This window comes from Bacillus sp. IT-79MI2 (assembly GCF_949768135.1).
In the GTDB taxonomy this organism is placed as follows: domain Bacteria; phylum Bacillota; class Bacilli; order Bacillales; family Bacillaceae_G; genus Bacillus_A; species Bacillus_A pseudomycoides.
The window spans coordinates 154,962-168,037 of the sequence record NZ_CATKPV010000022.1; the positions used below are offsets into that span (position 1 = coordinate 154,962).

Consider the following 13,076-nt stretch of genomic DNA (forward strand, 5'->3'; position numbering starts at 1 on the left):
GAGAGAGCGTCCGCCTTTGCATAGAAGCGGTCAGTGTCTTTTTAGCCCCATGCCATGTGAAACCAAATGGAGAAAATGAGTGGGGATTCCTTTTTATTTTCATAGCCGTGATTTACATGTCGGAAAATCAAAATGAATATATATACTTACTATAGGAATAATAGTGAATTCCTTTTTCTGAATGCACAGATAAGTTATAAAAAGATTTTGTGAGAGTATATTTAATCTAAAAAAATACAAAAATCTAAAAATAAAAATATGCTATAATAGGGATATAGTTTATTGGTAAATGAGGAAAGGATTGGATAAAATGATTGAGATTGTAAATGTATCAAAAAGTTATAATGGTTCTTCCTATGCTGTGAAAGATTTAAGTTTAACAGTACCTAGTGGAGAAATTTTTGGATTTTTAGGGCCGAACGGTGCTGGGAAATCAACAACAATTAAGATGGTAACAGGTATTCATGCAATAGATAAAGGAACAATTTCGATCAACGGAAAAGATGTGATGAAAGAGCCTATGGAGGCAAAGAAAACATTTGGTTATGTTCCGGATAGTCCAGATATGTTTCTGCGATTAAAAGGGATAGAGTATTTGAATTTTATGGCTGATATGTATGAGGTGCCGAATGCAATTAGACAGGAAAAAATTCAATTTTTAGCAGAGAGATTTGATCTTTATAATGCCTTGTCTGACCAAATTCAGAGCTATTCACACGGAATGAGACAGAAAATTATTATTATCGGTGTTCTTCTTCATGATCCAGATGTATGGATTTTAGATGAACCGATGACAGGACTGGATCCCAAATCAGCATATATTTTAAAACAGATGATGAGAGAGCATGCAGATAAAGGGAAAACGGTGTTTTTCTCTACACACGTATTAGAAGTAGCTGAGAAATTATGCGATCGCGTAGCTATCATTAATAAGGGGAATTTGCAGTTCCAAGGAAATTTAAATGAAATGAGAGATCATTTTAAATCCAATGAATCACTTGAGAAAATGTTCTTGGAGATGACTGGAAATGAATAAAATTTGGACATTAACAAAAGTATTATTGAAATTAAATTATGCAGAAATTATAACGGATAAAAAGAAAAGGTGGGCGTATGCATTTTCATTTTTAGCCCTACTATTTGCTGGATTTATATTTATTGGTCCACTTACATATGGAATGTATGTTGGAATGAAATCAATTGGTCAGGAAACATCGATAATCGGAATGGGATTAGCTGTTGCGAGCATATGGGTATTTGTAATTAGTATTACGAATATTTTAACTGTATTTTATTATAATAATGATGTTGAAACCCTATTACCTTTACCACTACAACCATCACAAATTATTACGGCGAAATTCATTACGGTATTAATTACACAATATGTAATGGGATCTTTTATTTTATTTCCACTCTTTATTGTTTACGGTTTGCAAAGTGGTGCATTTATTACATACTATGTATATGCACTATTAATTTACATATTTTTCCCTGTTATTCCATTAGTACTCGCATCACTCTTAATGACAGTTATTATGCGTTATACAAATATAGCCAAGAATAAAGATCGCAGTAATATATTTATCGGAATATTAACTCTATTATTCGTCGTAGGTATTAATGTATTTATTCAGTGGAGAAACAAAAGTGCAGTATCAGGGGATATGGTTGCAAATTACTTTGCTGATAACCAATCGTCTCTGTTCGTTCAAATGACAAATTATTTTCCAACAACATACTTTGGTGCAATGGGATTAATAGAAAATGCCTCTTGGAAAGGAATTATATACGTTGTGATTTTTGCAGCGATTTCCTTAGCGTTTTTTGGGTTGTTCTTCTATGTTGCGCAGCGTACATATTTAAAAGGAGTTATCGGACTTTCGACGAGTACTGCAAAAAAAGAGGCTATCTCAGCAGAGAACTTAAAAAAATCGACTGTACAAAGTTCACATATAAAGGCTTATGTAAAAAAAGAGTTCAAAATTTTATTCCGAACACCACAATTTTTTATAAATTGTATTGTGCAAACTTTCGTGATGCCAATTATGTTATTCTTTATTCTTTTCGTACAAGAGGGAAACTTAAAGTGGTTAACAAAATTTATAAAAGAGCCAGAATGGTCTGGTCTAGCTCTTGGCATAGGTTTTTGTGCAGGACTATTCTTAATGGGAAGTAATGTCATTGCTACAACGTCTTTTTCAAGGGATGGAAGCTCGTGGTTTGTTAATCGTTATTTACCAGTAAAGGCAGCAGATATATTTTTTGCAAAAGTCTTTACAGCATGGCTTATAAATATAACAATTTTAGCTGTGTTTGGTCTTATCATGACAATTGTTGCCGGTGTTTCACCACTCTTTATGTTGTTATGGTTTTTACTAAGTGCAAATGGCCTTTGGTTAACGAATTTAATCGGTACACGTTGGGACGCTCAAACGGCGGATATACATTGGGATTCAGAGCAGAAGTTGTTTAAAAGCAGGTATACAACTCTGTGGAATTTCCTTGCAAATATTGCGATGGATCTAGTAATCGTAGGCGGGGTTGTTGGATTATACTACTTCTTTGGAATCGGTATGTGGGGAATGTTTAGCATTCTATTAATCGTATTTACTATTATAAATGTAATAGTAACACGCAGTTTACAATTAGGAGCAGAGCGCATTCTAGCAAATATTAAATAAAAAACGATAAATCCTCTGTATTCATGCAGGGGATTTATTTGTAAGGAATATTACGCATGATTCTAATTTACTAGAAGGTATATTTTACTTTGCAAAATAGGGGGAGAAACAAGTGACGAAAATAGCAATTGTTACAGGAGCGACACGTTTAAATGGAATTGGGGCAGCGATTTGTAAGGCACTTGCTCAAAATGGCATTGATATTTTTTTCACGTACTGGCCTAGGTATGATAAGGCAATGCCATGGAGTATGAATGATGAAGAACCATTTTTATTGAAAAGAGAAATTGAAAATTATGGCGTTCTCTGTGAAATGGCTGAGGTGAATTTAGCGCAGTCTTATTCCCCTAACCGTTTATTATATATGGTATCAGAACGATTAGGAGAACCGTCTATTCTGATTAACAATGCTGCGTATTCTACAGATACAAATGTTGAAGGGTTAGATGTAGAACAGTTAGATAGACATTATACGGTAAATGTGCGCGCTACGATGCTATTAAGTACATTATTTATTAAAAATTATACGTTTGAAACGAGTGGAAGTATTGTCAATCTTACCTCTGGACAATCGCTTGGACCAATGCCGAATGAACTTGCTTATATAGCAACGAAAGGAGCGATTGAAGCTTTTACTACTTCAGTAGCACCAGTTGCAATGAAGAAGGGGATTACTGTAAACGCTGTTGATCCAGGACCAACCAATACAGGGTGGATGACAGAAGAAATGCAACAACATTTAGTAACCAGATTTCCTGCTGGAAGAATAGGAGAGTCGGTGGATGTAGCACGTTTAATACCGTTTTTAGTAAGTGAAGAAGCAAAATGGATAACAGGACAGGTCATTCATTCGAATGGTGGATTTTATTAATAATCTATAATTATATTATGTAAACAAAAATATTGAGAAATAATACGAAGTGAGAAATATTTTATGAATTTATTTTCTGTGTAAAATAAATGTATTGTCAGAAAATGGGGACTTCTGATAGTGAAAACACAATTGTAAATATATGGGTTATTTTTTGTGGTTCTTTATAGGTCAATACATCCTCCGATTTTTATTGGAGAAAGTATCGTATAAAGCATGTTATATAGAGTAGAAAAAACGCGGATTTTAAAATTAGATTCATAGTTAAGTGTCGTATAAATATGAAGATTCCTGTCGGAAAGATGATGGTTAGAACAAAAAGGGATTTTTATGGATAAATAGAATCGTAAAGGGGAGGATAAAAATGTAAATATAGGAGGCTTTTTATGAAAATGAAAAAAATAACAATTGCATCACTAGCAATTGGTACAATGCTCTCCATTACAGCTTGTAATACCTCCACAGAAAAAGATCAAGTGAAAAAGGAACAAACGAACGCGCAGGAAGAAGCGAAAACAACGAATGCTGATGAAACATCTACAATGAAAAACGATGAGAAAGAAACAAACACATCTACTAACGAAAAAACAGAGAAAGATCAAAAGAATTCCAAAGAATCATCTGGAACTGAGAGTAGTGCGAAAACAACAAATGAGAAAACGAAAGAAAAAGAAACAAGTACAAAAACAACAGACCAGGCTACTAATGGAAAAACTGCAACGAAAGATACAAATAAGGATACAAATAAAGGCGTGGCTGTGAAAACGAATGTGAAAGCAGTTGCGCAACTTATTGACAGTTTGGATAAACAATTAGCTGCAAACCCTAAGTTAGATACAGTGAATAAACTAGGGAAGCAAATAAATGAAAAATGGGATGTAATCGAAAAAGAGTTAGAAGCGACTCATCCAACTGATTATAAAACAATTGGACAAAGCATGTATCCTTTAATTGTTGCAGCTGAAAAAGAAAAAATAGATGTGAAACGAATAAAATCATTAGCGACGAAAACAAAGCAAGATTTGAATCAACTATTAAACAAACTCTCATAATATAATTTGGTTATAAAATAGAATATTTTATGGAAAAGGAGAAACAATATAGGTTTCTTCTTTTATTTGCGTCTATTAAAGTTTGAATTTTCACACTATAAATGTACATACGATGAAGAAGAAACAATAAATTTTGGATTAGCAGGTAGAAATTTTGCGGGAAAAATTCCGTTCCTACATATTTTAGCCGGTATAGTTTGAAAGTTCTTCAAGAAGATTAAGTGGTAGTAGAAAGTCAACAACCAAGACCAATTCCGGAAGCTTTGAGAATAGAAGCACATGTATACGCAGATGCAGCGCGAATTAAGTTTAGGCAGAGATGGTTTCAGTTTTTAACAAGTGAAGAGCGAACGTGCTATTTAGATAAACAATATAATAAACCATAATTATATTATGTAAACTTAAAATGCTATTTGAAAAAGAGCGAGATATATTACTGAATTACATACAAGAAAGAAAAAGTTAGAATCTTAAATAACTTCCGCTAACGAAAATTATTTAAATATGTAAAGTTGTCAAACGACTATATGAGGTGCCGTCACATCGCCATAAAGCTAAGGTTTTAATATACCCCCTAAATGAAAATTTTCTTTCTCTGCAGGTAGTTACTTTAAAAAGTCAGCTCATTTTCTCGTTTGGGAGGCGTTTATTTTTCTTTTTTTGATGGGTATGGGGCACCACATCAAAAAAAGAAAATTGTAGCGAGTTAATCTATACCTTTAAGTCCATATTCATATAATCAAATTCCAATAAAATTCATACCAAAGTCCTACTGTTTATTAATTTATACGTCTTTCATCTTAAATAGCTCTCCCCTGAATGATGGATTTTAATCTGGATATCTCTAACATATAATAGCTATTGTAAGGCTTTTTAAATTTAAAAGGAGGGAATTGCATGAAGAATTGGGTTCAGTTTAGATTTGCAAGACCAACAGATAAATTTGAAGAAGTTATAGGTTTTTATGAAACAGGATTGGGTTTAAACCGTATAGGGGAGTTTCAAAATCATGAAGGATACGACGGGGTCATGTTTGGATTACCTGATGAAGAGTATCATTTAGAGTTCACAAGGCATGTTAATGGAAGTCCATGTCCTGCGCCGACAAAAGATAATTTACTAGTTTTTTATATGCCTAATAAAGATGAAATTGAAAAAATAACGAATCGGTTAAATAAAATGGGCTATCATGAAGTTGAGCTGGAAAATCCGTATTGGATAGAGAAGGGAACGACGATAGAAGATCCGGATGGTTGGAGAATTGTACTCATGAATGCAGTTGGATAAAACAAGCTTTTTTTAATATTTAATAGAATGTAACAAACTTGCTCAGACATAAATCCCTACAACATTTGTAGGGATTTTTATATAAGAAACTCTTACTAGGGGTAGCACCCCATCGCTATCAAGCTAAGAAAGGCAAATACCCAAAACGAGAAAATTGGCATCTCCAGGTGAAAATGTACAATTTTTTGTTTTGGGGAGCGTTATAAAATTCTTAAGTTGATGGATGTGGTACGGAAACGATTCTGGGTATGAGGGGCCGCCAGTTAATTTCTTGAGATGAATTCAATTGCAATAGATAGATTTTCTGTCCTTATGCTGGTTCATGGCAAGCAACAATTGGTCTATAAACAAGCCATTTCTACAATTTCTACATAATGCATACTGGATTTATGTGGAAATTTCCCAATATTATATACTATATGTAATATAATATAAGTAATTCTTTTTATTATTTACATTTTTGTTATTTCCTGTTGCAGAATCCTTATTATATTATAAGGATTCCTTTTTTGGTATCAAAAATCTACAAATAAAAAGATAAGATTGGGGAACACGATCTTATCTTTAGCACAAGGAGAAAAAAAGGCAAAAACCATCTTAATTCTTATAATATTATATTTTTTTAAATTTTTGATATAAAAACTATATATAGCAGCTATATCTATATTGAGAAATTTATTACAAAATTAGTTATAAATGTTTAAAAACCGAAAGTAAACTTTTATTTCAAAGTTTACTTTCATTTTTGTAGTGAAACAAAAAGAACTTGTAAAAAATACAAGTTCTTTTTAAGATAATGTAAACTGAAGGGCAAAACAAACTATCTTATCAGAAAAACTAGGGATCACTATGTCTTAAGACTACTAGGACACCTTTATTATATAACAGATATTAACATTTTTAGGGATGATATTTGAATATTGTGTTAATTTTTAGAATCAAAAAGAGAACTCTTATGATAAGGATTCAGCCCATGCCAATCAACTTAAGAAAAGTAAACACCCCCAAAACAAAAAAATGAGCTAACTTCTCAAAATAACCAATTTTTTAACTTGATGTTGATGTGGCGGAACCTCAAGTATGTATAAACTTAAAAAAGTCCCTTCATAATGCTAAAGGGACTTGCTCAGCACATCAATTCATCTTTGATATGCAGATCATTTGTGTGAGCAAAATCCTAAAGCTTCATAACATAATACAATTGAAAAAACCAAGGGAATTTTGATTCCCCTTGATTTTTTATTGGAAAAGAAATATGTATTCAAAATAAAATTAATATTGAAATGCTAAGTATTCTTCAAGCTTCCGTTTTCTTGATGTTCTTTGTCTTCAATATCAGTTTCTGGCATTCCGTACAATCCATTCATTGCTTGCTCCACTGGTTGAAGACCGGTTTGTAAAGTATTAGATTTTAAGTTTTTAGAATTGCTATTCTCTTCTTTTTTAGAATATGGAAAATTCATTTTTATAACCTCCAAACACTAAAGTTTTAAAAAATAAAAAGCTTATGAAAAGAATTTGGAAGATAAACACATGTATTATCTGCCAATTGAATGAACAATAAATTGAACTATTAATGTAATAGCACATACATAGTATGTCATCCTTTCTAGAAAATATGTGAGATGATTTAGGAAATAATAGTAAGTTATATTTATGCAGCTTATATTGGTGTTATCTCTTGGTGGTTAGAAAATAATATACCTTGTACCCTATCTTCTATGGCGGAGCAAGTGATTCGAATCAATATGCGAAGTCCTATTAAATTGTTAGAAAACTATTTGTACTGATTAGTTTTTAAAAAATATTATTAGTACATTTAACTTTTCCATAATAAAGAAAACATAAATTTACGCACTAAAGACAAAATTTTAGTAATGAATAACTTTTTTCTGTAGATTTTATAAAAAGAAAAGGTGATGAAATGGAATTTTCTAACGAAAGTAAAACTTATAATGCTGGAGATATTGTCTATGTTTTTTACCGAAATCCCCACACCCAGGATGTTGCAAATATACAAGCAGCAGCAGTTGTAAATAACCCTGTGAATCCAAATGAATTAGCTTTATTTCTTTATGAAACTTATTATCCACTATCAAATGAGATGGCTGTTTATTCTTCAGAAGAAGAGGCAAACCAAGCCTACAATTACTATTATGGAGATGCTTCAGAGGGGATATTAGAATGAATAGTCCATTTATACCCAAGCTTGTATACTTTGAACCCAAAGCATTAGATTATCCATTAGGAAGAGAGCTTCAAGAAAAATTTGCAAATATGGATGTCGAGATTCGATATACCACTTCCCATAATCAAGTGAGAGATCTTCCAGGAGAAAACGATTTTCAAAAGTACCGTGTAGCAAAATCTACTCTTGTCGTCGGTATTAGAAAAACACTAAAGTTTGATACATCAAAGCCTTCAGCAGAGTATGCTATTCCCTTCGCAACAGGCTGTATGGGGCATTGTCATTATTGCTATCTACAAACAACGATGGGAAGTAAGCCTTATATCCGCACCTATGTAAATGTCGACGAAATTCTAGAAGCTGCCGACAAATATATAGAAACACGTGCACCTGAACTGACAAGGTTTGAAGCCTCCTGTACATCCGATATTGTAGGGATTGATCATTTAACTCATACCCTTAAGCGTGCAATTGAACATTTCGGAAAGTCCGATTATGGAAAACTAAGATTTGTTACGAAATTTCATCATGTTGATCATTTACTTGATGCAAAACATAACGGAAAAACAAGATTTCGGTTTAGTGTAAATGCTGATTATGTTATTAAAAATTTTGAGCCAGGTACCTCTCCCCTAGCTAAACGGATTGAGGCAGCAGGAAAAGTAGCAAGAGCAGGGTATCCACTCGGATTCATTGTAGCTCCAATTTATCTTCATGAAGGTTGGCAGGATGGATACTATCATATGTTTGAACGTCTTGATGCCGAATTACCCCTTGATGCACGGGATGATATCACGTTTGAATTTATTCAACATCGTTTTACAAAGCCTGCTAAGAGAGTGATTGAAAAAAACTATCCCATGACAAAATTAGAATTAGATGAAGAGAAAAGAAGATATAAATGGGGGAAATATGGAATTGGAAAATATATTTACCAAAAAGAAGAAGAAGAGGATCTAAAAACTTATCTGTATGCCTATATGAAGAAGTTTTTTCCAAATGCAAAATTAGAATATTTCACGTAGAAGGATAACAACTTACTACAACTAAATATAGGAATTTGAAATAAAACGCATTATAGGGCTCAAAATTACATTTTAAATGTAAAAGGGTACGATCTAAAAGTCAGTGAAACAAACATTTGGGTAACCCTTTTTTATCCATAAATTTAACAATAATGCTCTAATTGTTAATTGAACCTTATTTCACCTATATATCCCATATCGTAACATAAAAAACTTTAAGAAGAAGAATCAATATTGATTCTTCTTTTTATTTTGTTCCTAAAGGTATACTTTATCAATACAAGTTTTTTACCATATATATTAAAATTAAAATACCCTTTCAAAATATGACAACTCCTTTCACCAATCGTGGAAGGAGCTTTTTTCGTTCGTAAAGGTACACCTTTTGGTTCATTTTTCATTACTACGTATTCAAAGACGTAAAGAACACTTGATATGTCTATAAAAGTATACTTTTACGGATGGAACAAAGGCCCCCTTAAAAGGGGTGTTGTGGATTTAAAATAAAGTTGCGATGTTTATAAAAAAGATGCGAAGCTTTGCCCCTTTGTATAAAGGTATATTTTTTGTGCGTATTTTTAATTGTAAAAAATATTTTGTCAAAAATACTTTACGAATTGTAAGAAATAAATTACAATCTTTTCAAGAGGTGTTGCTATTGTTACATAATAAAATTGTAGTTTGTCGAGCAGAAAAAGGTTGGACTCAAGAAGAACTGGCAAAAAGGGTGGGTGTTAGTCGACAAACTATCGCTACTCTTGAAAAGAATAAATATAACCCTTCTCTAATTCTTGCCATTAAAATCGCAAATGCATTTGAAAAGCCAATAACTGACGTGTTCGATTATCAGGAGGAGTGATACATATGTTGTGGTTAAAAATTTTCTTATTTGTTTTATTATTCATCAGTCAGATGTATGTAATAAAATTTCAATCAAGTGATGAAGGAAACGACGAAAGAGGGAGAGAAATTCAATATAAAACAAATAATGTGTTGTACAACATCCTATATTTAGGTATCATTGCCATTATTGTTTTTCAATCGATAGATATTGTTTCTTCAGAATTTCTACCTGATTTATTGTTATATTTTGTTCTTTCATTAAGTGTGCTAGGCAGTGTTTTTATATTTATCAACAGAAACAGGAAAAATTACTAATAAATCGTAATAGGGGTACGGAAACGATTCAGGGTATGAGGGACCACTTTGGAAAAATATTCAATAATAAAAACCGTAGGAATTGATAAGTCCTACGGTTTTGTGATTAGAATTCTCTAATATTAATTGCAAAGTGAGGCTTGAATCTCACTTCAATTGCCTTTTTTTCTTCTGTACATTGAATATGAAGCGTATCATTATAAGAATAGACTCGTTCTACAGACTCCATATTAGTATCAAATATACGTCTGTCTTTATAGAGCATTTTTAAATTAACAGTATTTTCATAGACTGACATAATCATTACTAACTCAAATCCTAAATCATCCACTTTACTATATTTATATACTGCAGCACCAGGAATAATAAAATCTTCAGGTTCACTCTCAAATATTTCTAATAACTCATATTTATCATATTTAATATCCAATTTTCCAACCTACTTTCTGCACCAAAATGTTATAGTTATAATGCTAGAATACAATAGTTTTTATTGTTTTTTCTTTGCAGGAACAACTGTCACAACATCTCCTTTATCATTAATAACAACGTAACCATTTTCCTTTGACTTTTATATAGGTTTCATCTAGTTTCCAAGATAAGTGTACGTGCTTCTTTTTCTTCTTCCATATTTGATAGATCAAGTTACCATATTCATGAACCCAGCGCATGATGGTTGTAGGATGAACTGAAACACCACGTTCTTTTAAGATTTCAGATACATCACGATAGCTTAGAGAAAAACGGCAGTAGTAGCCGACAGCTACTAAAATAATATCTTTTTTGTATTGTTTTCCTTTAAAATATCTCATCTGTGATTCTCCTCGTTTTCTTTTCCGAAAGTGCAGCTTAGTTTGGAAAACTTTATTACCGATCTTGTGTTACAAATTTTGTCCTGGCTTGCTGAAGAAGAACGAACAAAGATAAAAACTCGTCAACGTGAAGGAATTGAGTTAGCCAAAAAACAAGGAAAACATTTAGGAAGACCTAAAACAAAAATTACAGATGAATTTATTGTTGCTTATGAGGAGTGGAAAAAAGGTGACATTTCAGCATTAGAAGCGATGAGAAGATGTAATATGACAAGTCCGACATTTTATCGGGTTGTAAAGAGATATGAAGAAAAGGAATGTAGTAAATAATCGTATACAAGTACTCCCTTACGATAGATATGTGAGGTGCACGAAAAGACAAAGAGGGAAAAGAATGATAAACATTCTTTTCCCTTTTTACCTACTGAAACTTTCATTTTCATTAGCTTTTCCGTACATCGAAAAATGCTGTAGAGTTTACCTATTCCATTATAGCAATAAAACTAGCTTATATCATATGAAATATTGCATATGGAGGGTAAGGTCACGAAATATCACATTTTCGCATTAAGACATGTATTGGAAATTAATTGTTTCCTAAAACAAAAAAATGAACTGAATTTTTATAGATAACTGTGGTGAGATGAAATTTTTTTTTTGGGTACTTCAAAATATTAAGTTGATGGATGTGTGGTGTTACGCTTTGAAGTGAAAGTAAACAAATATTAAAAAGTTTACATTCATGAATGATAAAAAAGTCTAATTATTTAAGGTTAATTTAAGGTAGATTTTATGGATATTTCCAGTTTGTATATTATAATTATAATATTAAGTTACAAAGAAAAATACAAAAAGGGTATAATGATAGGTTTAGTTACGATATTTGAATTGGATAGATTAGATATATAATATAGTTGCTTTTTTGTTACAAAATTTGTTGTTTTAATAAATTAAATATACAAACGGAGATGAGATAAATGAAAGCACATGAATTAATTACTGAGATACAAGATAGTTATAATGGCAATCCTAGTCAAGATGCTCAAGTTTTTATTTTATTTAGCTTTTTATTATTAGTATTTAAGTTTTTAAAACCAACAAATTAGTGAAACTTAGATGAAATGAAAAAGATAGCTTATTCATTTAAAGCTGTCTTTTTTGTGGTATTTGGAAGTAAATTTCTATTTAAAAGTTTACATTCGTGATTTTCTAGATTTAATATAAAAATAATAGACAAGCCATTATTTTTATTGATTAATGGGTTTGTCTATTATTTTTATGTTAGGGCATTTATTTGTTAATAAATTAATGAATTCTTCTTCTTTTTTTGGTACACATACTGTTAAAGTATTAAATAATCCATACATAATTTCTAATCGTTGTCTTGACCAATTTTTTGAGTTCAATGATTTTCCATGGTATTTGATATGCTGGATATCTTCAAAAGGTATTTCAGTATTTGTAAAATAATATTTGATAATTAATGATTTGTCAGTAATTTTATAAGTGGATCTGTAAATAAATAAAAAATTGATTATGTTTAACAAAATCATACAACTTAGGTAAATATTATTAGTGCCTTGTATGAAAAGCATAGCAATAAAAATGAAAATAGTTAATAGAAATATCATCATATGAATAGGATTTTGTTTAATCTTAAATTTCATTCATGTTCACTCCTTTATAGTTAAGTATAGGGAAAAACGGCTATAATATCCATAATTTTGTATATTATTATCAATAGATTTAAAATGTATACTTTTATTTTTGTAGTGAAACAAAAAGAACTTGTAAAAAAATACAAGTTCTTTTTAAGATAATGTAAACTGAAGGGCAAAACAAACTATCTTATCAGAAAAACTAGGGATCACTATTTCTTAAGACTACTAGGACATTTTTATTATATAACAGATATTAACATTTTTAGGGATGACATTTGAATATTGTGTGAATTTTTAGAATCAAAAAGAGAACTCTTATGATAGGGGTTCAGCAGCAT

Annotated in this window: 14 protein-coding genes and 3 pseudogenes; 13 read left to right on the forward strand and 4 right to left on the reverse strand. The window is 31.3% G+C overall.

Features of this window, described 5'->3' with window-relative positions; genetic code table 11:
* Positions 1-310: 310 nt before the first annotated feature.
* The 7 genes and pseudogenes from ACM6HU_RS01925 to ACM6HU_RS01955 form a co-directional block, all read left to right on the forward strand.
* Positions 311-1,036, forward strand: coding sequence for an ABC transporter ATP-binding protein (locus ACM6HU_RS01925; RefSeq protein ID WP_016115456.1), 726 nt, complete (start codon positions 311-313; stop codon positions 1,034-1,036).
* Positions 1,029-2,684, forward strand: coding sequence for a putative ABC transporter permease subunit (locus tag ACM6HU_RS01930; protein ID WP_016115455.1), 1,656 nt, complete (start codon positions 1,029-1,031; stop codon positions 2,682-2,684). The genes ACM6HU_RS01925 and ACM6HU_RS01930 overlap by 8 nt, the downstream gene beginning before the upstream one ends.
* A 112-nt stretch (positions 2,685-2,796) precedes the next feature.
* Positions 2,797-3,555, forward strand: a complete 759-nt coding sequence (locus tag ACM6HU_RS01935) for an SDR family oxidoreductase (protein WP_016115454.1) — start codon at positions 2,797-2,799, stop codon at positions 3,553-3,555.
* Between the two features lie 386 nt (positions 3,556-3,941).
* Positions 3,942-4,607, forward strand: coding sequence for a hypothetical protein (locus ACM6HU_RS01940; protein WP_016115453.1), 666 nt, complete (start codon positions 3,942-3,944; stop codon positions 4,605-4,607).
* 221 nt (positions 4,608-4,828) lie between these two features.
* Positions 4,829-4,993 carry a hypothetical protein gene (locus tag ACM6HU_RS01945; protein WP_170927968.1) on the forward strand — a complete coding sequence of 55 codons (165 nt, stop codon included), beginning with the start codon at positions 4,829-4,831 and terminating at the stop codon, positions 4,991-4,993.
* A gap of 511 nt (positions 4,994-5,504) precedes the next feature.
* Positions 5,505-5,894, forward strand: a complete 390-nt coding sequence (locus ACM6HU_RS01950; protein ID WP_016115452.1) for a VOC family protein — start codon at positions 5,505-5,507, stop codon at positions 5,892-5,894.
* 285 nt (positions 5,895-6,179) lie between these two features.
* Positions 6,180-6,269: pseudogene (locus ACM6HU_RS01955) on the forward strand (RNA chaperone Hfq); the annotation flags it as partial.
* A gap of 911 nt (positions 6,270-7,180) precedes the next feature.
* Here ACM6HU_RS01955 and ACM6HU_RS01960 read toward each other — a convergent pair.
* Positions 7,181-7,357 carry a DUF4021 family protein gene (locus tag ACM6HU_RS01960; protein WP_016115451.1) on the reverse strand — a complete coding sequence of 59 codons (177 nt, stop codon included), beginning with the start codon at positions 7,355-7,357 and terminating at the stop codon, positions 7,181-7,183.
* A gap of 461 nt (positions 7,358-7,818) precedes the next feature.
* On the opposite strand from ACM6HU_RS01960, the gene ACM6HU_RS01965 reads away from it, so the two are divergent.
* The 4 genes from ACM6HU_RS01965 to ACM6HU_RS01980 all read left to right on the forward strand — a co-directional run bounded on the left by ACM6HU_RS01965 (position 7,819) and on the right by ACM6HU_RS01980 (position 10,265).
* Positions 7,819-8,082, forward strand: a complete 264-nt coding sequence (locus ACM6HU_RS01965; protein ID WP_016115450.1) for a transcriptional regulator SplA — start codon at positions 7,819-7,821, stop codon at positions 8,080-8,082.
* Positions 8,079-9,107, forward strand: coding sequence for a spore photoproduct lyase (gene splB, locus ACM6HU_RS01970; RefSeq protein WP_016115449.1), 1,029 nt, complete (start codon positions 8,079-8,081; stop codon positions 9,105-9,107). Before ACM6HU_RS01965 ends, splB begins: the two co-directional genes overlap by 4 nt.
* Before the next feature lie 658 nt (positions 9,108-9,765).
* On the forward strand, positions 9,766-9,966 hold the full coding sequence (locus tag ACM6HU_RS01975) for a helix-turn-helix transcriptional regulator (RefSeq protein ID WP_016115448.1): 201 nt from the start codon (positions 9,766-9,768) through the stop codon (positions 9,964-9,966).
* A gap of 5 nt (positions 9,967-9,971) precedes the next feature.
* Positions 9,972-10,265: a hypothetical protein gene (locus tag ACM6HU_RS01980; RefSeq protein ID WP_016115447.1), complete on the forward strand. Its 294-nt coding sequence runs from the start codon at positions 9,972-9,974 to the stop codon at positions 10,263-10,265.
* A 106-nt stretch (positions 10,266-10,371) separates the two neighbouring features.
* Here ACM6HU_RS01980 and ACM6HU_RS01985 read toward each other — a convergent pair whose 3' ends face one another.
* Positions 10,372-10,695 (reverse strand): hypothetical protein, encoded by a 324-nt coding sequence (locus tag ACM6HU_RS01985; RefSeq protein WP_016115446.1) that lies wholly within the window; start codon positions 10,693-10,695, stop codon positions 10,372-10,374.
* A gap of 112 nt (positions 10,696-10,807) precedes the next feature.
* Positions 10,808-11,077, reverse strand: a pseudogene (locus tag ACM6HU_RS01990) (IS6 family transposase); the annotation flags it as partial.
* 39 nt (positions 11,078-11,116) lie between these two features.
* On the opposite strand from ACM6HU_RS01990, the pseudogene ACM6HU_RS01995 reads away from it, so the two are divergent.
* Positions 11,117-11,407 (forward strand): annotated as a pseudogene (locus tag ACM6HU_RS01995) (recombinase family protein); the annotation flags it as partial.
* Positions 11,408-12,054: 647 nt separating this feature from the next.
* Positions 12,055-12,183 (forward strand): hypothetical protein, encoded by a 129-nt coding sequence (locus ACM6HU_RS02000; RefSeq protein ID WP_275857877.1) that lies wholly within the window; start codon positions 12,055-12,057, stop codon positions 12,181-12,183.
* Between the two features lie 141 nt (positions 12,184-12,324).
* Here ACM6HU_RS02000 and ACM6HU_RS02005 read toward each other — a convergent pair whose 3' ends face one another.
* Positions 12,325-12,744: a PH domain-containing protein gene (locus ACM6HU_RS02005; protein WP_016115443.1), complete on the reverse strand. Its 420-nt coding sequence runs from the start codon at positions 12,742-12,744 to the stop codon at positions 12,325-12,327.
* Between the last annotated feature and the right edge of the window lie 332 nt (positions 12,745-13,076).